Below are 25388 nucleotides of genomic sequence, written 5' to 3'. Positions count from 1 at the left end.
GAGTCGATCTTTTTCAAAACTTGGTGAGTTATAAAACGACGCAAGCGATAATTAGCAAAATAAATCGCTGCGAGAGAAGAACTCCGTTTTAACTGTTGGCAATGTGCTGAAATTCGGTAATTAATTTTATTTAAATAGTTTTCAGGGAAGGGTATGCAGTATTTTCCATTGTTTTTGGACTTAAAAGGTAAGCCAGTTCTTGTTGTTGGAGGCGGAGAAGTCGCCAGCAGAAAAGTCGACAGTTTGGTGCGCGCAGGTTCGCAAGTGACCATCGTTTCCCCAACCATAGACGCATATTTGCAAAGGCTGGTGGATCAGCAAGAGTGCTATTGGATTCAGAACTTCTATTCGCAAGATATGATGGACAAGCGTTATGTGCAGGTATGGGCAACCACTGATAATCCAGAGCTCAACCATCAAGTACATGCCGATGCTAAAGCGCTAGGTTTACTGGTTAATGTTGTGGACGACCAGCCGTATTGCGACTTTATTACGCCTTCAATGATTAACCGTGGCCGCATTCAAGTGGCGATATCTAGCGGCGGCGCTTCGCCCGTTTTGGTGCGAAATATCCGCGAGAAGCTTGAGGCACAGCTACCACAGAACCTTTCGATATTGGCTGATTTTAGTTCGTCAAAACGCAATCACATCAAGCAAGTGATGCCGGATGTCGATAGTCGACGAAAATTCTGGGAGCGCTTTTTCTCTCATCCCGGGGTTGAATCAGCAGCATCGCGCCAAGCGCTAGAAGAGAGTTACCAACAGGTGCTAACAACGACGCAAATCGAGCCGCCAACCGTGACTTGGCTTGAATATGGTAGCGATGTGGAGTTGTTGTCGCTGAAAGCGATGCGTTTGATGCAGCAAGCTGAGTTGGTGTTACACGAATCGGCGTGCCCATTTGGTTTTGTTGATTTAGTGCGTCGTGACGCTGAGCGAGAAGAATTCGTCAGTGAGGGCGAATTGGCAGAGAAATTGGCATTTGCGCGCGAGCAAGGGTTGCGTATTGTGGTGTTTGTATCACCTCAAAATGCTAAATATCGCTTGTTGCGCGGTCAGGATTTGTTCTTGAAGCTCGCGAGTCAGTAGAACAGAAACAAAAAACGCCAACGAAAGTTGGCGTTTTGCTTAACTTCAATGCGGCTTAGTCGCGGAAGTTTTCGTATTGGAATGGTTGGCCAAGCTCTGCTTCGCGGATCAGCGCGATAGCAGCTTGTAAGTCGTCACGTTTCTTACCAGTAACGCGCACTTTCTCACCTTGGATAGACGCTTGAACCTTCATCTTGGCGTCTTTCAGTGCTTTTACCACTTTCTTTGCCATTGGCGTATCAATGCCTTGCTTGAAGACAATGACTTGGTGCCAGTTTTTGCCTGTCGCTTCTGGGTCTTTCGCTTCCATTGAGCCGGCATCGACGCCACGTTTCGCTAAGTGAGCGCGCAAAATATCACGCATCTGCTTAAGCTGGAAATCGCCTTCAGCGCTTAGCTTTACAGACTCATCTTTTTGCATCTCGAACTCTGCTTCTACGTTTCGAAAGTCAAAACGAGTTGAAAGTTCGCGTGATGCGTTGTCCACTGCGTTACGTAGTTCAACTGTATCGATTTCTGAAACAATATCAAAAGATGGCATGGAGTTATCCTCAAAGTTATGGGCGAGCTTTAACCGCGTTCGCCAATAGTTCCAACATGTTCGCTGTATCTTCCCAACTTAAACATGGATCAGTAATCGACTGGCCGTACGTTAGGGCAGTGATGTCATCCATTGGTTGGTTGCCTTCCACAATAAAACTTTCAGCCATGATGCCGGCAATGTAGCGGCTACCAGACTTGATTTGCTCGCAAATATCTTTTGCGACATCGATTTGTTTTTTGTGCTGTTTTTGGCAGTTTGCGTGACTAAAATCTACCACAAGTCGTTGTGGTAAATCGACCTCATCAAGCTGTTTACATGCCGCTTCAACCGATTGAGCATCAAAGTTTGGACCGTTCTCACCACCACGTAAAATAACGTGACCAAATGGATTACCACTGGTGCGGTAAACGGTCATGCGGCCATTTTTATCTGGAGAGTAGAAGTAGTGAGACGCTTTTGATGCGCGAATCGCATCGATGGCAATCTTGATGTTGCCGTTGGTTCCGTTTTTAAAACCAACTGGGCAAGAGAGTGCAGACGCCATTTCACGGTGAATTTGAGACTCAGTAGTACGTGCGCCAATTGCGCCCCACGTAATGAGATCAGCAATATATTGACCGGTGATCATATCAAGAAACTCGGTTGCGGTAGCTAAGCCAAGCTTATTGATATCAAGCAGCAGTTTGCGTGCTTTATGTAGACCAGCTTCTAGGGCGTAAGAGCCATCAAGATTAGGGTCAGTGATGAGGCCTTTCCAACCCACGACTGTACGTGGTTTTTCAAAGTAAGTGCGCATCACGATGAAGAGTTGATCTTTGTATTGCTCTTGAACCGCGGCTAGACGCTCTGCATATTCAAGGGCAGCTTCAGTGTCATGCACTGAACACGGACCGACGATAACCAATAAGCGGTCGTCTTGTCCGTTAAGAATTTTTTCGATTTGGCGGCGAGAATTAGCTATGCGATCTGCTACGTCGTCCGTAATTGGGTGAGCGCTTCCAAGCTCTGCCGGTGTCGGCATTGGACCCAGTGGTTGGGTTCTTAGTTCGTCGGTTTTAAGTGGCATACCACAGCCTGTTCTTTTATTGCGAAGCGGTAAAGATAACGGAAACCCACCGAGGAATAAACCACTTATCGTTTTTAACTTATAACTAAGTGAAGGTTTAGGTGACAATGTAACCTAAGCGGAGATTGGAATTCTCAAAAATGTTAAATTTATGTTGACTTTATGACCAGTTGATATTCAATTGATAGAGTGTGGAGCAGGTCGGATGAGTTATATGTCGCCATTAACAAAAGCAAACTTCTACTTAAATTACTTCGGTTTTTTTAAAGTACCGATGATTTGGTTATCGAGACCCAAGATATTGACGTTGGATGAGCAGCAGGTTGTGGTGAAAATTCCACTCAAACGTCGAACAAAAAACCATCTCAATAGCATGTATTTTGGCGTGTTAGCGATTGGGGCAGATGTTGCTGGTGGCTTTATGGCCATGAGTAAAGCGCAGGCAAGAGGTGAAAAAATCTCACTGGCGTTTAAAGCGGTCACTGGGCAGTTTCTCAAAAGGCCAGAAGCGGATGTGATTTTTACTTGCCATGATGGGGAGTTGATCGATCAAATGCTGGACGAGGCTATTGAGTCGGGCGAGCGAATTAATCAGGCGGTAAAAATAGTCGCCACCTGCCCATCAATCAGTGGAGATGAGCCGATGGCGGTGTTTGATTTGACCTTATCGATTAAACGAGTGGGTTAGTGGTCGGGTTGATTTCGATTTGTTCGATGGCGACTACTTTGCTTCGGTTTAGCACTATCTTCCAACGGTAATAAACGGGTTTGCCATCAAAGTTATCTTCTTTGGCGATCAAGTTAATAAGGTGGCGTTTTTCAACGGACTCTTTACTTACTTGACCGTTGTTGAGCAAGTACACCTTATTTGAGCCTTTATCCATTAAACGCGTGAGCGATCGCATGCTCAGCATAAGTGATTCACGTGTCTCTTCATAACCACTCATAAACTTCGAGGTCGACATTTCGATTTCAGAGCGATAGTGAAGGATCTGCTCTTCACGCTGAACAACACGCTTTTTGCGGATCAGCTTAATCATATCCGGCAAGGCTGTACGAGTGGTGTAATCAAGCCACTCATGTTTTTGCCCCACGGTTTTATTCGTTGTTGGGTCGATATAACGCTTACGCCATTTAGGCTTACCTTTACGAAACCAGCGCCACAAGACGTCACGCAAATCATCTTTGAATATTTCACGCAGCGCGTAAACGAAAGACATCGCAATGATAAATGAGGCGGTAATTTCACCCCAGTAGTCACGAGCCAATATCGCTGTGGTCGTCACGAACACCATCACAAAGCCAGTCGCGATACCTTTGACCGCACGCTTCATGTTTTTACCTAGCGAGGTAGTGCGTTCTTTCAATACGATTGGATGCTCAATCAAACGACGCAACAAGCGCATTTTGTTACTCATTCGCGTGACATCGTCACGTACACCTTGCGAGTTGTAGTTATTGAGTTTGCGGTGCGCTTTCTCTTTTTCAACGATGGTAATCAGGCGCTCTTTCAGCGTTTTATACTCACCATCGCGTGGCATGTGAGCGACCAAAGATAAGAACCTTTGCTCGGTATACCATGAGAGATAGTTATCAATGTTGGCGTAGTAACGTTTTAAGCTTTCTTCATAAGGAATACTGCGGCGCAGCTTTTTCAGAATGTCGATGGCAAGTTCGATCACTGCATCGACCTCTTCGGTGGTCACTTCATCTTTATCATGTTTGTTTAGCTCACTCACTGCTTTATCAAGTGCGATAACGTATTGGTAGGCGAACAAACTCAAACTGACTCGGTATTGAGTAGACGAAAGACGGCCTCGTTTAGCTAAACGGCTATGTACAAGGGGAAGCAGGGTTTTGTCACTGAAGTAGGCGCGTTTTTGAACAATCGAGCTGTAGTAAAAATCACTTTCTTTTAATACGTCCGGCGTTAAGCCAAGCTCACCGGGAATAAAAAAGTAGAGGTCTAAATTGGACTTCTTGGTCGAAGCCATCGCATGGGCAATCTTGAGCGTAATGCCGTCATGCTTATCAACGGTAATCAAAGATAGCTCCTAGAAAAATTGTTCAAATTACCGCGAGCAAGCATACCAGAGTTTCGTTATAATCGCCCTCATTATGTGTTACAGAGAAAAAATACAATGATTAACGTTGGGCAAGTAAACCACCTAGAAGTAGTAAAGAAAACCGAATTTGGCGTGTTCTTAGACGCCGGAGAATTTGGGTCTAGCCTGCTACCAAGTCGCTTCGTTCCGGAAGGTACCGAAGTCGGTCAGTTTATCGATGCATTTTTGTATTTTGATTCTGATAACCAACTCGCTGCAACGACTGAAACACCAATCGCTCAAGTTGGCGAATGGGGCCTAATGAAGATTGAAGGCATCAATGCGACAGGTGCATTTGTTAACTGGGGCATCAAGAGCAAAGATCTACTGATACCATTCAGCGAGCAACGTGGTCGTTTAGCTGAAGGGCAGACCATTTTAGTTTATGTCTACACAGATAAGGCCTCTGGCCGCATCGTAGGTACAACTAAGTTCAATAAACACCTAGATAATACGCCAGCCAATTACACGCGTAACCAGCAAGTCGACTTGTTGATTGCTGAGCGCAGTGAGCTTGGCTACAAGGCGATTGTTAACTGTGAACATTGGGGCATGATCTTTAGCTCTGATGTGTTTGGCAAGCTGTTTGTCGGTAAAAAGGTTAAGGGTTACATCAAAGCGATTCGTGAAGATGGCAAAATCGATCTTTCTTTGCAAAAGGTTGGTGTAGCTAAGATGGATGACTTAAGCACCAAGATTATCGAACTGCTTGAAAAGAAAGATGGTTTCTTACCGCTGAATGATAAGTCTTCACCGGATGCGATTTTTGCCGCGTTTAGAACCAGTAAAGGTACCTTCAAAAAGACCATCGGTGGCCTGTATAAAGCAGGAAAAATCACCATCGAAAAAGAAGGCATTCGTCTGGTTTAATTAGACCAGACAAAAAAAGGCCCAGATCTTATCCCGATCCGGGCCTTAGGGGAAGGGCTCTACTGAGCCTGCGCTAACTGTTTGATATTACTGCTTAACTCATAAATTAAGTGTAGTACAAAATTTCGTTAGTGCGAGAATTTGTTGGAATTTGGAACTAAGCTCTTGCGTTTAGAACAGATTTTTATCTCTAACAAGCTCTCGCGGCAGGCCATTCTTAACTCGGTTTCCTACCCACTTTCCTAAGCCAATCACATCGTTATTGAATTTCACAATCACTTCGCCTTTACCTGACAGGCCTTCTGGTCGAACATCACGACCCATAAACCATTCTCTTGCATCTTCGATAGATAACTCGACACTTTGTGAGTCAGCATCGGTGGCAAGTGTGGTCGCCACTTGGTGTTGCCAGCGGTAACCCTTCTTATGAGCTTCAGCGATCTTGATGCCCATGCGAGAGAATTTAAATTCAGTCAACATGGGTTCGAGTGCTTGTGGAAACAGCCAAACATCGTTATCACGCAACCAAACTGCGCTGTCAGCGGGTAGGCTAATGTTTAAGGTTTGTTTTAGTGAATCGGCAATCTGTTGCGCGACTTTGTTGCTCGCTTTGGCAAACGGGAATTTACCTAGGCGCTTTTTCACCGGTGGTGGCGTCACAGAACCTGTTTTACGAAGTCTTGCGACAAAGAAACCCTCACAGTCATACATCTGCGGGAATATATGCAAAAAGCCATCTTCAGTGATTGCGGTTTTTGCTTCAGGGAATAGCGGTGTTAAATCATCGAACTCGACTAAATCGCCAAAGGTTTGTTTTAAGTGATGGCAAACTTGTTGGTTTTCTTCAATGCTCAAGGTACAGGTTGAGTAGACCATGACGCCACCAGGCTTGAGTGCATGGAAAGCGCTCTCGATAAGGTCTTTTTGCGTATCTGAAATGGCAATAACCGACTCTTTGCTCCAGTTTTTCATTGCGTCCGCATCTTTGCGCACCGTACCTTCACCAGAACATGGAGCATCAATCAGTACCGCATCAAAATGCTCAGGTAACCAACCACCAAACACTCGGCCATCATAGTTACTCAGTGCTGCATTTCGTACGCCGCAACGCTCAATGTTTGCGTGTAGCACTTTTACGCGGCTCGCTGAAAACTCGTTCGCGACTAACACACCTTGGTTTTCCATGCATGCGGCAATCTGGGTCGTTTTAGAGCCAGGAGCTGCGGCCATATCGAGCACGGATTGGTACTGTGTTGGCTCAATATCGAACAGCGCTGATACAGGCATCATAGAGCTGGCTTCTTGGATGTAGAACAACCCAGCCATGTGCTCAGCGGTATTACCAAGTGGAACTTCAGATTCATCGGCTTCAATCCAGAAGCCTTGCTTACACCAAGGAACAGGGGATAGCTGCCATCCTTTACGTTCTGCGCGAGCCACAAATTCTTCAACGGAGATTTTCAATGTGTTGACTCGAATGCTTTTACGCAATGGGCGCTGGCAAGCGGAAATAAAGTCATCCATAGAGAGTGATTCCGGCATGATGGCCTTCATCTCGTTTAGAAATTCTTCTGGTAGGTAGACGTTCTGGTGCAAGGTAGTATCTCGTTCAAATCAAACTGGCGGCTATTGTATAGTGCTTAACTGAAAATTGCAGTTCACTCTTTATCCGTAAAAGAAAAAACGCAGCGATTGCTGCGTTTTTAAGGTTAAGGTTTTGGAATCGCGGTGCGCCATGTCTTCCAGCTTTCCTCTGGCTCTGGGTAGAGGAAGAAGCTTTGGTTAGATTTAGCCATCGGTTGCAGTTCTGATTGCTCAGGAGTAGCAAAGGTAATACCGCCGCGCACTAAGCTATCAATGGTACCCGCTTTAATGTTCGCGCCCGATAAGCCGATTGAGACATCCACACCGGAAGTATTCCAGAACACAGTATTTTGTCTAATTAGATAGGCATATTTTGACTCGATAGAAATCGATGTAATGATGCGATCGGCAAATTCGCCCAGTTCGACATCTGTCACTACGCCCACTTCCATGTCTCTGAACAGGATAGGGGTACCAATACTAACAGATCCGCGTGTTTCACTTTGAAGCGTAAATTTAACCCCTTCGGAGCTGCTTGGTTGGTCGTGCAGCGTGAAGGTGCTGGTTTTGTTGCCGTGTCCCACTTCAACCGCAATGGATTGGCTAAGTAGGTTCTCTAAATTCTTAACACCGCTTAAACCAACTTCAGGCTGTGGCAACCAGAAGTAAGCGCCTGAGCGTGCGATTCTATCGGCGTATTCAGGCAGAATGCGGGCTGATAGGTCGACGTTACCATTGATAAAATTAGGCTTAATGTCGGTTACTTCACCCACTTTTACGCCGCTGAATTTAATGGGTGTGCCGACTCCAACATTGCTATCGCCACCGGCAACAAGGCTAATCGCGTGGCCAGATTTACGCGCATTTTTGAAGTCTTTATACAGTAACCAACGTTCGCCTTGTTTGTTTTCAACGCCCGATAGGGAATCAAACGCAATGCCGCCTTGTACTAAGGTTTTCAGAGGTGAAGCTTTTACGCTAACACCTGCTAAGCTAGCATCAATCTCAACGCCTGAACGGTTCCAAAACACGGTTTGTTGAGTGATAAGGTGCTTGTATTGATTTTCGATACTCACAGCCACGAGCACTTTACCATCAACCAGTTTGAAGTCAGCCACGCTACCAACTTGTAAGTTGCGATAAAGAAGAGGGCTTCCCTTTGATACAGGAGGGAGTTCGTCAGCCAAAAGCGTCAGTTTGTAAGAGCCTGATAAGTTGTATTTCGCTAACTCAGCTAACGATTGGCTTTGGTAGAGTTTGTAGTGCTTGCTTGGCTTAGCTGCGCCTTCACTGACGAAACTGATAGAGCCAGTTAATAGCTGCTTAGCGGGTGGCACCGTAATATTTAAGCCAGATTCGGTTAGCTCGGCTTTAGCACTGCCAGTAACGAAGAATCGGTTTTGCGATTTGATTAAGTTGGCATAGCGTTTATCAATCAAAGTATCGAAACGAACTTGGTCATCGACTAAGTTGACCTGAGTAATGCTACCTACTTTAATTCCGCGATAGAGAATCTTGGCACCCGAATCAAGGCCAAATGAGTTGTCTGAAACGAGCTGAACAGGAATCGATTTTGCCTGCTGCTTCTTAAACGCGTTTTTGCGAATTGCAGTAAAGTGACGAACTTTTTCCCCTTCACCCGGTACAAGCGTTAAGAAGTTACCCTTAACCAAGTTGGTTAGATTCTCTACGCCAGAAAGCGAGACTTGTGCCTCTTCTAAAATCAATTGAGTGCCACTGGTGAGCATGTCACTGAATGCGGGCTCAATCGCGGCTGAAGCAATGATTTGCTCGCGCGATTCATCTAAGGCTAAGTCGGTGATTTGGCCGATCTCTAATCCGCGGTAAATAATAGGTGCGCCAGATGGGCTGATTTTGTTGTCGTCTGGCAGAGCAATCTTAATCGGAATACCGCGACCTGCTGTTTTCAGATCAGGGTAGAGCTTAAACAAGGTGTTATCCATCACTGGTTCGCCTTTGTCTGGCGAATCAACGGCAATTGAACCACCAATCAGTGATGTTAGGCTTTCAAGGCGAATATCTACCCCTGAAAAACCGATGTTTGCGCCGATGCCACTGACGTTCCAAAAGCGGCTTTCGTCAGTAATGATAGAGCGATATTCATCTTGGATAGACGCTTGGATAATCACGTTCTTACTGTTGTTATCCAATTGATAGCTGTATACCTCACCGATAGGGATTTTGCGATACAGAATTTGTGAACCGATGGAAATACCGCCCAAGTCTTGCGCTTTTAGGCTGATGTTGAGCCCTTGTTTAGCGAGTAAATCAGACGGGGCACGCTCTAAAGCGACAAATTCGGTTTTAAGTTCGCCGCCTTCGTCACTTGGTTGAATGGCAATGTAGTTACCCGATACTAAGGCATCTAAGCCGGAAATACCTGATAGTGACGCGGTAGGTTTGACCATCCAAAAGCGTGTTTTGTCTGTAAGCAGCTGGGTGGCATCAGGGTAGATGTCTGCTTCGACGTAGATGCTTGATAGATCTTCGCCAAGGTTGATTGAACGCACCATGCCCACTTCCAAGCCTTGATAGCGAATGGTAGTGCGCCCGGCAATTAAGCCCTGTGCATCAGAAAAATGAATTTGCACTCTTTGCCCTGCATCATGGATGGCTTTATAGACCAACCAACCGGCTAACAGCATGGTTAAGATCGGCAAAATCCAAAGAGGGGAAATGCCTTTATTACGCTTCACATCGGGAGCATACGAAGTTGGCGAAGACGTTTGGTTACTCATTCACAGACTCATTGTTAATAGAACTAGGTTTGGTGTTACCTGATGTTTGGTTGGATTTCTCTGAGTAGTTGTCCCAGATAAATCGCGGATCAAAACTTTCTGCGGCTAGCATGGTTAATACCACAACAAACCCGAAAGCGACAGCGCCATAACCCGGTGTAAAATCAAGGATTTGACCGCGGTCAACTAAGGTCATCATGATTGATATAACAAACAGATCCATCATTGACCATTTGCCGATCCATTTCACAACAAAGTAGATAATCATCCTTTGTCGGTGAAAAATTTGTCGTTTGAAGTGCGCGGCTAACAAGATATAGGCGAGGCCGAGAATTTTCGCGACCGGCACAACAATACTGGCTACAAAGATAATGATGGCAATGCCAGTCATACCGTTTTTAACCAATGCCGCCACGCCGGAGAAAATTGTATCTTCTAGGCGTTTACCGTTGGTGAGCAAAATTGATATCGGGATCAAGTTCGCAGGAAAGATAGCAATGGACGCAGCAATCAGGTAAGCCCAAGTTTTTTGGATTGATTGCGGGGCTCGATGATAAAGAGGCTTATCGCAGCGAACACATTGCTCACCTTCGGGCTGAGAAAGATGACACGCAGTACAATGGACGCTTTTGTGCCCGAACTCAAAGCTACTTTCCGTTTGGTAGCTCTCCCAATAGCGACGAATACTCACTCGACTGACCAGCAGTACCGTAAACAGTTGGAGTAGAATCAAACCATATAATCCAGGGCCAACAAAAATGTCAGAGTAGTCTTGCAACTTAAAGCATGAGATGGCCACGCTAATAAGGAACACATCAATCATCACCCAGTGCTTAAGGTGCTGAATTAACCATAGTGAGGTTTTGAGTAGCTTAAAGTGACGATATTTGAGTGCCGCATGGGCGCTAACAACAGCGCTACACACTAAAAGGGGCGCGATAGAGCTACAGAAGAAAATCAGTAAAGATAAAAAGATGAAGCCTTCACCAAATAGGGTAAATACCCCTGATGGTAAGGTCGCTGGGATCATCACACCAAATAAGCGAATACTAATGAACTCGAAAAAGTGAGAAGGAATAAAAAGCAATAAACAGGTTAACGCTATTGCGAGGTTACCAGAAAGAGATGGTTGGCCGCCTCGGTAGAGCTGCGTGCCGCAACGAGGGCAATAGGCGCTTTTCCCGCGCTTAACCTCTATGATTCCAATCGGTAATTCACATCCTTGGCAAAGACGAGTAGCGGAGGTAATTTGTGGCACAGAGCCGCGACACTCTTGTTTTGGAGAGCTCATAAAAGCTCTCCAGCACAAAACTGCGAAAGAAGAACATTACGCGTGCGATTGAATCGACCCATATAAGGTTTGGTATAAGCCTTGTTGTTCAACTAATTCTCCGTGCGTTCCCGTTTGGGTAACTTGTCCGTCTTCTAATACGTAAATTAAATCAGCTTGTTTCACTGCCGATAGGCGATGAGCAACAATCAAAGTGGTGCGGCCATTGAGGAATTCATTCAATGCCTTGTGCAGTGCAGCTTCAGTTGCGGTATCAAGCGCGGATGTCGCTTCATCTAAAATGACGAATTTCGGATCGCTCAATATCATTCTCGCTATCGCTAAGCGCTGGCGTTGACCGCCGGATAAACGAATACCACTGCGACCAATTTGCGTCTCTAAACCGTCACTAAGCTGCGTGATAACATCCTGCATCTGTGCGACATCAAGTGCTTGCCATAACTGCTCGTCACTGTATTGACCGCCAAGGGTCAAATTATGCCTTAAGCTGTCATTAAATAGTATAGGTTGTTGTAATACCACCGCTATCTGATCACGAATTACATCAAAACTGACCGCTTCAGTCGGTTGGTGGTTAAATAAAATAGAGCCTGAGTTTTGTCGATACACACCAATTAACAGCTGTATCAAGGTTGATTTACCGCCACCGCTAGCGCCAACCAATGCCACTTTTTTCCCCGCAGGGATGTGTAATGAAAGGTTATTGAGCACTTTGCTTTCTTCATTGTAGGCGAATTCGATGTTCTCTACTTTTACGTCTACTTCTTGCCCTTGTACGAATGGATTTACCTTGCTTGGTGGGCGGTGTTCTTCTTCAAGGTCAAGTAACGTATTGATTCGACCAAGAGCGGCCTTGGCGCTGTACCAAGAAAACTGGATGCCTAGCAACTCTTGAACAGGGCCTAACATAAACCATAAATAGCCAAACACAGCAAAAATTTGGCCGATGGTTAAATCACTAAACAGCACCATTAACATCGCAATCGCGCGAAATAGCTCAAAGCCCAATAGGAACAACAAAAACGAAATGCGGCCAGCAGCTTCTGATTGCCACGCATATTTATCGGCATCTTGGCGAACTTGATCTGCTTGTTGCTTGAGCTGATTTAGAAATTCTTTCTCGCGGTTGGCCGCGCGCAATTGATAAATGCCATCTAAGGTTTCGACTAAACGATTCTGAAATCGCTCAAAAGATTGATTCTCACGCTTTTTAAGGTGTTTAACTTTGCTACCTAGTTTACGAGAGAAGTAAATGACGACTGGGTTAACAAGCAAAATGAACAGGCCTAATCGCCATTCCAGCCAAAGCAGCACACCCGCAGTACCAATTACCGTAAATAAGCTAATCAAAAACTTGCTAAGCGTTGAGCCGATAAACTGGTCAATAGTTTCTATATCGGTAATCAGGTGCGCGTTAATGCCGCCACTGCCGCGCGTTTCGTATTGACGAATGCTAATGCGACCAAGCTTTTCAATCATCTTTACACGCATTTGGTAAGTGATGGTCTTAGAAACTAAAGTGAACTGACGGCTTTGCAGAATGTTCAGCACTTGGCTGCCAGAGCGCATCAAGATAACCAGAAACAGCGTAAAAAAGATGTAACCTGTTGGTGTTTGAATAGAGTCGGGCAGAACCATGTTCATCAGCTCTAAACCTGTCGCCGGTTTATCCAGTAAAACCTCATCAACCATTAACGGCATTAATAGAGGAATAGGGACACTGATTAAAGTGGCAACAATGGCGATAAAATTGGCAAACAACAGCTTGGACTTGTGTGTTTTTACTTGTGTTATCAGCCAAGAACGGCTAATAGTGTTGGTCTGACTACTCATTAAAGTGATAATGCTTATTATTCTGAATGTGCGGCATTGTACGTAGATTCATCAGAGAAGTCTCTTTGGATTTAATAGGGAAATACCCCAAGAAGTTATTTAGTGGGAATATAATGAAAATAGAACATTACCAGCGACTTACCAAACAAGCTGTCGCGCTTTTGGAATCTGAAACCAATCTTATCGCCAACCTTTCAAACTTAAGCGCCTTGCTGAACATGGAACTAGAACACCTTAATTGGGTAGGTTTCTACTTAATGGATGGCGAAGAGTTGGTGTTAGGGCCTTTCCAAGGTAAGCCTGCATGTGTACGTATTCCAGTAGGACGTGGTGTTTGCGGCACCGCAGTGGCGACGAATCAAGTTCAGCGCGTTTATGACGTGCATGAATTTGAAGGTCATATCGCGTGTGATGCAGAGAGTAATTCGGAAATTGTCATTCCATTTTCTATTGATGGTAAAGTGACAGGCGTACTTGATATCGACAGTCCAAAAATTGGTCGATTTAGCGAAGTAGACGAGCAAGGATTAACGTTTTTGATGACCGAAGTTGAAAAGCTGCTTAATTCACACGCTATCAAGGCATAAATTAGCGCTAGACTGTGGTTTTTCGCTTTCATGTCACTATAATACGTGAAATATTTATCTTAATGCTCGCGGAAAGTCCGCAATAACCAGGAACCCACATGGAAAACACTGAAAAGTTAAAAAACAGCAAAGAAGTTATCGCATATATTGCTGAATGTTTCCCTAAGTGCTTTACTTTAGAAGGTGAAGCAAAGCCACTTAAAATTGGTATTTTTCAAGATCTTGCGGATCGTCTATCAGACGACCCTAAAGTAAGTAAGACACAGCTTCGTGCAGCGTTAAGACAATACACTTCATCATGGCGTTACCTACACGGTGTTAAGCCTGGTGCAGTACGTGTAGATTTAGACGGTAACCCTTGTGGTGAACTTGAAGAAGAACATGTTGAACACGCTAAAACAGCACTAGCTGAAAGCAAAGCGAAAGTACAAGCGCGTAAGAAAGAGCAAGCTCAAAAAGCTCGTGAAGAAGGTAAAGCGAAAGCGAAACCTGCTAGCAAGAAGCCTCAAGCTCGTCGCCCACAAGCGAAATCTGCGCCTAAAGCTAAAAAGCCAGTGGAAACACGTGCACTAACTGCTGAAGAAGTAAAAGTTGGCAACGACGTTAACGTGAACATGGGCAAAGGAAACATGGCTGCGACTATCGTAGAAATCAATAAGGAAGATGTGCGAGTTCAACTGTCTAACGGCCTACAAATGGTTGTGAAAGCGGAGCACCTGCGCGCATAAAGGAGAATCTCCTACGCATGAAATGCCGTTTAAACTTTTCGCTGATTGCTGCTAGCATTGTGCTAGCAGCATCACCAGCACAAGCTCTCGAAGCAAAAATCGAGTTAAAAGACCTACCTGTTCTCGCGCCTGAAGCGCAGCACGAACCAGCTAGCAAACGAGTTACTTCCCGATTCACTCGCTCCCACTACAAACACTTCACTTTAGACGACGAATTCTCGCAAGCGATTTTCGAACGTTATGTTGAATTGCTAGATTACAACCGCAACATCTTCACCCAAGCAGATATTGATGGTTTTTCTAAGTGGGCGACGCAAATTGATGACCAGCTAAAATCAGGCGATAACCAAATCGCATTTGATATTTACAACCAGTCAATCAAACGTCGATACGAGCGTTTCCAGTACGCACTTTCTCTACTCGATACTGAAATGACCTTCGATACCGAAGAGTCGATTGAATTGGATCGAAGTGAAGCGGCGTGGGCTAAAGATACCGCAGAGCTTAATGAGTTGTGGCGCAAACGCGTAAAATACGATGCGCTAAACTTAAAGCTGACGGGCAAAGATTGGGAAGAAATCAAAGAAGTGCTTGGTAAGCGTTACAACAATGCGTTGAAACGTTTGAGCCAAACGCACAATGAAGATGCATTCCAGCTTTATATTAATGCGTTTGCCCGTGAAGTTGACCCTCACACCAGTTACTTATCACCACGCAGTGCCGATCAGTTCCAACAAGAGATGAATCTTTCTCTTGAAGGTATTGGTGCAGTATTGCAAATGACCGACGACTACACTGTGATTCGCTCTTTAGTCGCTGGTGGCCCAGCATCGAAGAGCAAGCAAATCACCGAAGGTGACCGCATTATTAGTGTTGGTCAAGAAGGTGAAGAGATGGTCGACGTGATTGGTTGGCGACTGGATGATGTTGTTCAGCTAATCAAAGGCCCGAAAGGTACAACAGTCAAACTTGAAATCTTACCGGAAGGTAAAGATGCTAAGAGTGAAGTTATCTCGATTGTTCGTGATAAAGTTCGCCTTGAAGATCGCGCAGTGAAATCTGAGCTGATTGAAAAAGACGGCAAGAAAATTGGTGTTCTTGAAGTGCCAAGTTTCTACGTTGGGTTAGCAAAAGATACGAACAAGCTGATAAGTGAGCTTAAAAAGCAAAAAGTTGACGGTATCATCGTAGATTTGCGTAATAACGGTGGCGGTGCACTGACTGAAGCAACTGCATTAACCGGCTTGTTTATCGAAAGTGGCCCTGTGGTTCAGGTTCGCGATTCGTATGGTCGTGTGAGTGTTAACTCAGACACTGATGGTGAGATTAGCTATCAAGGTCCAATGACGGTATTGATTAACCGTTACAGTGCATCGGCTTCTGAGATTTTTGCAGCGGCATTGCAAGACTATGGTCGGGCTATTGTTGTTGGTGAAAACTCGTTTGGTAAAGGTACTGTACAGCAGCACCGCTCATTGAATCATATTTACGATTTGTATGAGAAAGAGCTAGGTTACGTTCAATTTACGATTCAAAAGTTCTACCGTATTGATGGTGGTAGTACTCAGAATAAGGGCGTAGCACCAGACATTGCGTATCCAACTCCGGTTGACCCGAGTGAAACGGGTGAGAGCGTAGAAGATAACGCGCTACCTTGGGATAGCATCGCCAAAGCGAAATACCAACAGTTACAGCGTAACGATAAGTTAATTGCTCAGCTGTCTGCTTCGCATCAGGCGCGTATCGCTAATGACCTCGAGTTCGGTTTTATTGCTCAAGATATCGAGCGTTATAAGGCGGAAAAAGAAGACAATTCGATTTCTCTAAATGAAAAAGAACGTCAGAAAATGAGTGATGAAGCGGACGAGTTGCGTTTAACTCGTATCAACGAAAGACAAAAAGCGCAGCAATTAGAGCCGTTTAAGTCTTTAGATGATGTGCCAAAAGACTATGAAGCACCAGATGCATATTTAGATGAATCGGTTGCTATCATGGTAGACATGCTGAAATAGTCAGCAGAAAATATTAAAAAGCGAGCATTTAGCTCGCTTTTTTTATGTAAATAAATAACGTGATATAGATCAAATTTTTTAGCTTTCTCGTATAGATGTGCCTACGCTTAAAGAAAAACGAGGGGAAGCACTATGAGATTTTTAGGGATATTGTTGTTCTGTTTTAGCGCATTGACCATGGCCGAGACGAAGAAAGATGCTGATGCGTTAAGTTATTTTGATCACCCTTTTTTGTTGGGCGATTGGTATTTGGTTAATCCAAATCCTGATGATTCCCAAGAAAACTTTCTTGCTATCAAACTGACGCTAGACTCCAAGTACAATTTTAAAATCGATATTCAAAAGCGCGACTATACGGTTGACCACTGGGAAGGCCTTTATACCGCCAATGGCGATACCTTGATACTCGGCCTGAATACCGATTCCCCTCAAGTTTACAACTACTCTGGCAACCACAATTTACTTAACCTCAACGGTGTCATGTTTACCAAAGCGTTACCAAACAAGCTAGCTGGTATGTGGTCAAGTGCGCACCTTGCGGGCCACGATTTAGCGGGTAGTGAAGTAAACCAAATGGATTTAATTTTACAGCCAGATTTCGTATTCCTTTTTAAAGTGAGTAATTCCGACGGCGACGAAGCTATTCACAAAGGTGTGTATTACACCGAAGGAGAACACTTAGTTCTTATGTACGAAAACGGTGAACACAATACTCGCTATACATTGAATAGCGATACCCTAACCATTGAAACCGAAGAAGGGGGCATGTACGCCGTTCTAAACAGGATTCGATAGTTTTGCCATTTGATTGAAATTTAGTCATACCGTTTAGGCTTTGACGACTTTACAGTAAAAAAGCGAGGTAATTGTTGAGAATGCCTCGTTTTTTTGTTTGTTGAGAGGTAAGCTAACTCAACGAAAAAATAAACATCAAATAGAAGGATTTAGACATGGCTCAAGCTCCTCAAGCCAAATACCGCAAAGACTATCAGTCTCCGTCTCATACCATTACCGATATTGACTTAACTTTCGATTTATTCGATACAGCCAGCATCGTGACTGCGGTTTCTCAAGTTGAACAATTAACAGAAAGTACCAGTTTGGAATTAGACGGTGACGGTCTGGTTTTAAAAAGTCTGCTGGTCAACGGCGAGGCATGGAGTGACTATCAAGAAGTCGAGGGCGGTCTGCATATCCACCAGCTACCAACTCAATTTGAACTAACGGTAGTAACAGAAGTCAACCCTGAAGCGAACACGCTGTTAGAAGGCTTATACAAATCTGGCGGTGCTTTTTGTACACAATGCGAAGCGGAAGGATTCCGTCGTATTACGTTCTACTTAGATCGTCCAGATGTTTTAGCAAAATACACGACCAAAGTGATTGCAGACAAAGCCTACCCATACTTGCTAAGTAACGGTAACCGCATTGCTGAAGGTGAATTGGATAATGGTCGTCACTGGGTTCAGTGGCAAGATCCGCATCCAAAGCCGGCATACCTATTTGCGCTAGTCGCAGGTGACTTTGATGTACTGCGTGATAAGTACGTTACTCAATCTGGCCGAAATGTTGACTTAGAAATATTTGTCGATAAAGGCAACCTTGACCGCGCAAACCACGCAATGGTTTCTTTAATCAACTCAATGAAGTGGGATGAAGAGCGTTTCGGTCTTGAATACGACTTAGACATTTACATGGTTGTTGCGGTTGATTTCTTCAACATGGGCGCGATGGAGAACAAAGGCCTTAACGTCTTTAACTCTAAATTTGTTTTAGCGAATGACCAAACGGCAACAGACACCGATTACCTTGGTATTGAAGCGGTTATTGGCCATGAATATTTCCATAACTGGACGGGTAACCGCGTGACTTGTCGCGATTGGTTCCAACTAAGCTTGAAAGAAGGTTTAACGGTATTCCGTGATCAAGAATTTTCTTCAGATTTAGGTTCTCGTGCAGTTAACCGCATTAACAATGTTCGCATTATCCGTGGCCCTCAATTTGCGGAAGATTCGAGCCCAATGTCACATCCAATTCGCCCAGAAAAAGTGATTGAGATGAACAACTTCTACACGTTAACCGTGTACGAAAAGGGCAGTGAAATTATTCGCATGTACCACACACTACTGGGTGAAGAAGGTTTCCAAAAAGGGATGAAGCTTTACTTCGAACGTCACGACGGTACGGCAGCAACTTGCGAAGATTTTGTAAGCGCGATGGAAGATGCAACAGGCGTGGACTTAAAACAGTTCCGCTTGTGGTACAGCCAGTCGGGTACTCCTACGGTTAAAGTGACCAGTGATTTTGACGCAGCACAAAAAACGTACGCACTAACGATTGAGCAATCTACTGAGCCAACACACGATCAAACAGAGAAGCAGCCACTGCACATTCCTTTTGATATCGAGCTATACTCGCCAAACGGTGATGTGATTGAGTTACAATGTAACGGTAAAAAAGTACATAATGTTCTGGATGTTACTGAAGCCAAACAAACGTTCGTGTTTGAAAATGTAGACCAGCTTCCAGTGCCTTCTTTACTTCGTGAGTTCTCTGCGCCAGTGAAACTTGAATACGATTATGCAGATGAAGAGCTGACTTTCTTAATGGTTCACGCTCGCAATGAATTTGCCCGTTGGGATGCAGGCCAAATGTTGCTAGCAAAATACATTCGCTCGAATGTTGTTGCTGTGCAAGCAAACAAAGAGGTTGAGTTGCCTGAATCGGTTATCGATGCATTCCGTGGTGTACTACTAAGTGATTCGTTAGAGCCAGCGTTTATCGCAGAAGTTTTATCACTACCAAGTTTCAACGAAGTATCAGGTTGGTACAAAACCGTTGACGTTGATGCCGTGGCAAAAGTACTTAAAGCAATTAAGGTTAAATTGGCAATCGCTCTTGAAGATGAGTTAGGTGCTATCTATCACAGCTTAACTCAACAAGAGTACACGATTGACCACGCTGCAATTGGTCAACGTTCTTTGCGTAATACCGCGTTGGCGTATCTTGCTTACACAGAGCAGGGTAATACCTTAGCTGAGAAACAGTACCAAGTTGCGAATAACATGACGGACACGATTGCCGCAATGTCTGCAGCGAACAGTGCCAAGTTAGCTTGTCGTGAAATTTTAATGGCTGATTACAGTGACAAGTGGAAACACGATGGTCTAGTAATGGACAAATGGTTCGCACTACAAGGCACCAACCCTGCAAACAATGTACTGGAAGTGATCAAACAGAGCATGAGCCACGAAGCGTTCAGCCTGAAGAACCCAAACCGTACTCGCAGCTTAGTAGGTTCGTTCTTGAACATGAACCCAGTACACTTCCACGCGAAGGATGGTTCAGGTTATCAGTTTGCCGGTGAGATTTTGCGTGAGCTAAATAGCAGTAACCCACAAGTTGCTTCTCGTTTAGTTGACCCGCTACTAAAACTTGGTAAATATGATGAGCATCGTCAGGCATTAATTAAGCAAGAGCTTGAAAAGCTGAAAGCGATGGACAACCTAGCGAAAGACTTGTTCGAAAAAGTAACAAAAGCGTTAGAATCCTAGTCAAATAGCTCAAGCATTAATCGAACAGTGCCGCTTTTATGCGGCACTGTTTATTTATACAGGTAAGTTGTTTTTGACCACATTATGAACCATTACTACTTTCGATTAGACATTTCTTATCAAACCTTTCTCGCACATTATTCTGGTGCAGCAAGCTCAGTGCTAGTGACCACGGAAAATGGATTGCGCCTGCAATTACCCGCCACTCGCTTTCGACCATTTCTTACTCAAATTGGCCTTAAAGGTCGATTTCGTTTAACAACCGACCAAAATAATAAATTTATAAAGTTAGAAGTTCTGTGAGCGACTGATTTCATAGAAGTTTAAATAGAACATTAGTCACATTCTCAAACATTTTCTCTATTTCTCATCCAAAAGAATTAACCATCTAACAATAATGCTTTTACAATAAAACGGCATTACCCGTATTAAGCGCTATGCTTACAACAAACATGGTGCTTATAACATCCCTACAAATATAAAAATCTAATTGTGGAGTGTGACTATGACCGCGCGTGAAACTCTAATGCCGGTTCTGCTTGAAAAGGTGTATCAACTCATTCAAGACAAACTCGAACTTGCTCAGCGACCTCTAGTAACTCAACTTGCTCAACATCTGTTTAGCAACATTTCTCATGACGACCTAGTCGAACGTAACGAATCTGATCTGTATGGTGCCGTAGTCAGTCTTTGGCATCATATCAATGAAAAAAAAGCCGACGACATTTCGGTGCGCGTATTTAATCCGACGGTAAGCCGCCAAGGGTGGCAATCCACTCATACAATCGTTGAGATTGTGGTTCCCGATGGCCCATTTTTAGTCGACTCAGCAAAAATGGCGCTTAGCCGTTTAGATCTTGCTTCCCATTTAATGTTACATGGCCCAACCCAAATCGATCGTAACAAACAAAACCAGATCGTTGCGATTAATAGTGGTGAAGGGGTTATGCAGTCATTGTTTCATATAGAAGTTGACCGCCTAAGTAGTAAAGATGAAATGGCCTCTTTGAAACAAGAGTTACTTTCTATTTTGACCGATACCGGTTTGGTAGTCGCAGATTGGAAGAAGATGGTCGAAAAGCTGTCTGCCGTGACCAGTGAAGTCGAGCAGCATAAAGGCAAGATTGAATTGGAAGGGGATCGTTATGAAGAGACGATCGAATTCTTACGTTGGTTGGGCAACCACAACTTCACCTTCATGGGTTACAAAGAATATGACTTGGTTTCAGTAGATGGTGACACTGAGCTGCGCCCAACCAAAGATAAAGGTTTAGGTTTATTTGCTAATCCTAACCGTGTGCGAAGCGTGAAACTTTCAGACTTCCCAGACTCGGCACGTTTAGAAGCGAAAAAGCCATTTTTGCTGATCGTGACTAAAGGCAATATTGCGTCACGCATTCATAGACCAGCTTATACCGATTACATCGGAATTAAGAAGTTTGATGAAAACGGTAAAGTAGTGGGTGAACACCGATTTACTGGCTTGTACACATCCGCGGTGTATAACCAAAGTGTGGCGGGCATTCCGCTGATCCGCGATAAAGTAGAACGGATCTTAAAAGCGAGTTTATACCGAGAGGGATCGTACTCCTACAAAGCACTGAATAACATTCTAGAGAACTACCCGAGAGATGAACTGCTTCAAGCAAAAGAAGAAGAGTTGCTTGAAGTGGGCATGGGCGTGGTACAAATGCAAGATCGTGACATGCTGCGATTGTTTGTCCGTAAAGACCCATTTGGTCGCTTCTTTAGTTGTATGGTGTATGTGACTAAGGATCGTTATAACACCGAGCTTCGTCGCCAAACCCAACGGATCCTTAAACAGTATTTTGGTTGCAAGCAAGAGGTAGAATTTACTACTTATTTCTCTGAGAGCCCGCTTGCGAGAACACACTACATTGTTCGTGTTGATAACAACAACATGGATATTGATGTAAAAGCAATAGAGCAGAACTTAATGGAAGCATCGTCGACATGGGATGATCGTTTATCAGAAGCGATCGTGGCTAACTTTGGTGAAAGTAAAGGCTTGCCGCTATCGAAAGATTATATGCGCGCATTCCCACGTTCATATAAAGAAGATGTGATGCCGGGTTCTGCAGTTGCTGATATTGAACGTCTAGAAGCGCTCAGTGACGACAATAAACTCGGCATGCTTTTCTACCGTCCACAAGAGCTGGCGGCGGATTCAAAAGCAGTGCGCTTAAAGCTGTATCACCGTGATGAGCCTATTCATCTTTCTGATGTTATGCCAATGCTTGAAAACCTTGGCTTACGCGTGATTGGTGAATCACCTTATGAAGTGCGCAAAGCGAATGGCCAAGTGTATTGGATCCTTGATTTCTCTATGTGGCATAAGAGCGAAGCGAGTGTGGATCTGCGTGAAGCACGCGATCGTTTCCAACAAGCCTTTGCTGCTATTTGGGAAGGTGAGCTAGAAAGCGATGGATTTAACCGCTTAGTTCTCGGTGCGTCATTAACTGGTCGTGAGATTTCTATCTTACGTGCATATGCAAGGTACATGCGCCAAGTTGGCTTCCCATTTAGCCAACAATACATAGAAGATACCCTCAACCATCACCCTGAATTGGCAAAAGGTTTGGTGGATCTATTTACTAAGCGTTTTGATCCTAAACACAAAGGCAGCCAGAAAGGTCAAACCGATCTTATCAATAGCATTACTGAGCAATTAGATCATGTTGAAAGCTTGGATGATGACCGTATTATCCGTCGCTATATGGAGATGATCACTGCCACGCTTCGTACCAACTACTATCAGTTGGATGACAATAAACAGATCAAACCATGGTTGTCACTGAAACTGAAACCGCGTGACATCCCTGAGATACCACAACCAGTGCCAGCGTATGAGATTTTCGTTTATGCACCAGACATTGAGGGTGTGCATTTACGCGGTGGTAAGGTTGCCCGTGGTGGTTTACGTTGGTCCGATCGTCAAGAAGATTTCCGCACCGAGATTCTTGGCTTAGTGAAAGCGCAACAAGTGAAAAACACTGTGATTGTGCCTGTGGGTGCAAAAGGTGGTTTTGTTTGTAAACGCCAAGCAGGACTCACTTCTCGTGATGAGATTTTTGCTGAAGGCCAACGTTGTTATAAACGCTTTATTCGCGCACTGTTAGACGTATCAGATAACATTATTGAAGGCGAAGTAGTTCCACCGAAACAAGTGGTTCGTCATGATGAAGATGATCCATATTTGGTGGTAGCGGCAGATAAGGGTACAGCAACGTTTTCGGATTTAGCTAACTCCGTTTCTGCGGAATATAACTTCTGGCTAGGAGATGCATTTGCATCTGGTGGTTCAAACGGTTACGACCATAAAGCCATGGGTATTACTGCCAAAGGTGGTTGGGAATCCGTGAAGCGTCATTTCCGTGAAATGGGCATTGATTGTCAGACAACGGATTTCACCGCGATTGGTGTTGGTGATATGGCGGGCGATGTGTTCGGTAACGGTATGTTGCTATCAAAACATACACGCTTGCAGGCTGCATTTAACCACATGCACATCTTCATTGATCCAAATCCACATTCAGCATCAAGCTGGGAAGAACGTAATCGCTTGTTTAATCTGCCTCGCTCAAGTTGGGAAGATTACAACGCAGAGCTGATTTCAAAAGGTGGTGGTATTTTCTCTCGCCGAGCGAAATCTATCGCTTTGACGCCTGAAATTCAAAAGATGTTGGGCACCAAAAAAGGATCGCTAGCGCCGAATGAGCTCATCAAGATGATCCTTTCTATGCAGGTTGATCTGTTATGGAACGGTGGTATCGGTACTTATGTTAAAGCCTCAAGCGAGACGCATACCGATGTAGGTGACCGTGCTAATGATGTATTACGTATCGATGGCAAGGATCTAAAAGCTAAGGTTGTCGGTGAAGGTGGTAACTTAGGTATGACTCAACTTGGTCGTATCGAGTATGCACTGACTGGCGGCCGCGTAAATACAGACTTTGTTGATAATGTCGGCGGTGTAGACTGCTCGGATAACGAAGTGAACATTAAAATCTTCCTTAATGGCTTAGTGGCGAATGGTGATCTAACCGTTAAACAGCGTAATAACATCTTAGAGTCGATGGAAGATGAAGTCGGTGACATCGTATTGGATGACGCTTATTGCCAGTCTGAATCAATTTCGGTAACAGAGCATCAAGGTGTTTCATTAGTGAAAGAGCAGATCCGGTTTATCCATACTATGGAAAAAGCAGGGCATCTGGATCGCGCATTGGAATACATCCCAGACGATGAAACATTGCTAGAACGTGAGAAGCAGGGCTTTGCACTAACTCGACCAGAGCTATCTGTACTTGTCGCTTATGGCAAGATGGTTCTCAAAGAGGAGTTGGTTGATGATGACATCGCCAATGATGAGTTCCACTCGCAGCAACTGGTGAATTACTTCCCATCAGAGTTACGCCGTAACTACTCTGCGCAGATGGATAATCACCCGTTACGCGCCGAAATTATCGCGACCGCACTTGCTAATCAAATGGTTAACGAAATGGGCTGTAACTTCGTGACTCGTTTACACGAAGAGACGGGTGCGAATGTGGTCGATATTGCCAATGCGTACGCCGCATCTCGTGAAATCTACGGATTAGGGGATGTGTTGGTTGAATTGCGTGATTTGGATAACCAAGCGACAACGCAAGCGCAGTACGACATGATGTTCTATGTTCGTAGAACACTACGCCGTCTAGCTCGTTGGATGATCCGCAACCGTACCGGCAAGCAATCAGTTAATGAGTTGATTGATCTCTATAAAGCGGATGTCGACAAAGTGAAAGCCATGCTTGATACCTTGTTGGTTGAAGCCGAGGTTGAAGAGCACAATCAAATGGCCCAAGAGTGGATCGAGCAGGGCGTCTCGGCCGAATTGGCGAATTATGTTGCTCGCTTGTCTAGTCTTTACTCGGTACTGGATATATCTACAGTATCTCGTGAAAAAGGCACTTCTGTCGAACAAACCGCCAAACTGTACTTCAATTTAGGCGATCGCTTGTCATTGCACTGGTTCTTGAAACAGATCAATAGCCAAGCGGTAGATAATCACTGGCAAGCATTGGCTAGAGCCGCGTTCCGTGAAGATCTCGATTGGCAGCAACGCCAGCTGTCTGCCCAAGTATTGTCTTGTGGCTGCAAGCCAGAACAGTTTGATGAAATGCAAGCATTGGAAGATTGGTTAGTTACCAATGAAGTCTCTTTGCACCGCTGGGAAAACATTCTCAACGAGTTCAAGGTGGGTTCAGTGCATGAATTTGCAAAATTTTCAGTCGCTTTACGGGAATTAGTGTTATTAAATTTGAATTGTTCAGCAAATGAGTAAATAATATAGCCCCGTTTAT

17 protein-coding genes are annotated in these 25388 nt (G+C 44.5%); 10 read left to right on the top strand and 7 right to left on the bottom strand.

Annotated elements, in window-relative coordinates:
• Positions 1-153 precede the first annotated feature (153 nt).
• On the top strand, positions 154-1089 hold the full coding sequence (locus tag MU515_RS01090; protein ID WP_260258514.1) for a precorrin-2 dehydrogenase/sirohydrochlorin ferrochelatase family protein: 936 nt from the start codon (positions 154-156) through the stop codon (positions 1087-1089).
• 55 nt (positions 1090-1144) lie between these two features.
• Here MU515_RS01090 and MU515_RS01085 read toward each other — a convergent pair whose 3' ends face one another.
• Both MU515_RS01085 and MU515_RS01080 read right to left on the bottom strand, forming a co-directional pair.
• Positions 1145-1630, bottom strand: a complete 486-nt coding sequence (locus tag MU515_RS01085; protein WP_260258513.1) for a YajQ family cyclic di-GMP-binding protein — start codon at positions 1628-1630, stop codon at positions 1145-1147.
• A 16-nt stretch (positions 1631-1646) separates the two neighbouring features.
• Positions 1647-2699, bottom strand: a complete 1053-nt coding sequence (locus MU515_RS01080) for a 3-deoxy-7-phosphoheptulonate synthase (protein WP_260258512.1) — start codon at positions 2697-2699, stop codon at positions 1647-1649.
• Positions 2700-2913: 214 nt separating this feature from the next.
• Between MU515_RS01080 and MU515_RS01075 the strand changes: the two genes are divergently transcribed.
• A complete protein-coding gene (locus MU515_RS01075) occupies positions 2914-3387 on the top strand; it encodes a DUF4442 domain-containing protein (RefSeq protein ID WP_260258511.1) in 474 nt (157 codons plus the stop codon).
• Here the strand turns inward: MU515_RS01075 and MU515_RS01070 are convergent.
• On the bottom strand, positions 3371-4744 hold the full coding sequence (locus tag MU515_RS01070) for a hypothetical protein (protein WP_260258510.1): 1374 nt from the start codon (positions 4742-4744) through the stop codon (positions 3371-3373). The genes MU515_RS01075 and MU515_RS01070 overlap by 17 nt on opposite strands.
• 96 nt (positions 4745-4840) lie before the next feature.
• Here MU515_RS01070 and MU515_RS01065 point away from each other — a divergent pair, with 96 nt between their 5' ends.
• Positions 4841-5674, top strand: a complete 834-nt coding sequence (locus tag MU515_RS01065) for a CvfB family protein (RefSeq protein ID WP_260258509.1) — start codon at positions 4841-4843, stop codon at positions 5672-5674.
• A 171-nt stretch (positions 5675-5845) separates the two neighbouring features.
• On the opposite strand, the gene rsmF is transcribed toward MU515_RS01065, so the two are convergent.
• The 4 genes from rsmF to MU515_RS01045 all read right to left on the bottom strand — a co-directional run bounded on the left by rsmF (position 5846) and on the right by MU515_RS01045 (position 13141).
• Positions 5846-7270, bottom strand: a complete 1425-nt coding sequence (gene rsmF / locus MU515_RS01060) for a 16S rRNA (cytosine(1407)-C(5))-methyltransferase RsmF (protein ID WP_260258508.1) — start codon at positions 7268-7270, stop codon at positions 5846-5848.
• A gap of 113 nt (positions 7271-7383) precedes the next feature.
• The gene (locus MU515_RS01055; RefSeq protein WP_260258507.1) at positions 7384-10017 is read right to left on the bottom strand and encodes an MlaD family protein; all 2634 of its coding nucleotides are present in this window, start codon (positions 10015-10017) and stop codon (positions 7384-7386) included.
• The gene (locus MU515_RS01050) at positions 10010-11308 is read right to left on the bottom strand and encodes a paraquat-inducible protein A (RefSeq protein WP_260258506.1); all 1299 of its coding nucleotides are present in this window, start codon (positions 11306-11308) and stop codon (positions 10010-10012) included. The genes MU515_RS01055 and MU515_RS01050 overlap by 8 nt, the downstream gene beginning before the upstream one ends.
• Positions 11309-11344: 36 nt before the next feature.
• Positions 11345-13141, bottom strand: coding sequence for an ABC transporter ATP-binding protein (locus tag MU515_RS01045; protein ID WP_260258505.1), 1797 nt, complete (start codon positions 13139-13141; stop codon positions 11345-11347).
• 113 nt (positions 13142-13254) lie between these two features.
• Here MU515_RS01045 and MU515_RS01040 point away from each other — a divergent pair, with 113 nt between their 5' ends.
• From MU515_RS01040 to MU515_RS01010, 7 genes are all read left to right on the top strand, one after another.
• Positions 13255-13728: a GAF domain-containing protein gene (locus tag MU515_RS01040; RefSeq protein WP_260258504.1), complete on the top strand. Its 474-nt coding sequence runs from the start codon at positions 13255-13257 to the stop codon at positions 13726-13728.
• A 98-nt stretch (positions 13729-13826) separates the two neighbouring features.
• Positions 13827-14456 carry an RNA chaperone ProQ gene (gene proQ / locus MU515_RS01035; RefSeq protein WP_260258503.1) on the top strand — a complete coding sequence of 210 codons (630 nt, stop codon included), beginning with the start codon at positions 13827-13829 and terminating at the stop codon, positions 14454-14456.
• Between the two features lie 17 nt (positions 14457-14473).
• Positions 14474-16468, top strand: coding sequence for a carboxy terminal-processing peptidase (prc, locus tag MU515_RS01030; RefSeq protein ID WP_260258502.1), 1995 nt, complete (start codon positions 14474-14476; stop codon positions 16466-16468).
• Positions 16469-16645: 177 nt separating this feature from the next.
• A complete protein-coding gene (locus MU515_RS01025) occupies positions 16646-17263 on the top strand; it encodes a hypothetical protein (protein WP_260259160.1) in 618 nt (205 codons plus the stop codon).
• Positions 17264-17418: 155 nt separating this feature from the next.
• On the top strand, positions 17419-20022 hold the full coding sequence (gene pepN, locus MU515_RS01020; RefSeq protein WP_260258501.1) for an aminopeptidase N: 2604 nt from the start codon (positions 17419-17421) through the stop codon (positions 20020-20022).
• Between the two features lie 84 nt (positions 20023-20106).
• Positions 20107-20325: a DUF2835 domain-containing protein gene (locus tag MU515_RS01015; protein ID WP_260258500.1), complete on the top strand. Its 219-nt coding sequence runs from the start codon at positions 20107-20109 to the stop codon at positions 20323-20325.
• 202 nt (positions 20326-20527) lie between these two features.
• Positions 20528-25369, top strand: coding sequence for an NAD-glutamate dehydrogenase (locus tag MU515_RS01010; protein ID WP_260258499.1), 4842 nt, complete (start codon positions 20528-20530; stop codon positions 25367-25369).
• Positions 25370-25388: the final 19 nt, after the last annotated feature.

The sequence above is a fragment of the Vibrio intestinalis genome, assembly GCF_025195085.2.
GTDB lineage: Bacteria > Pseudomonadota > Gammaproteobacteria > Enterobacterales > Vibrionaceae > Vibrio > Vibrio intestinalis.
This window is presented reverse-complemented; position numbering and strand designations above follow the sequence as displayed.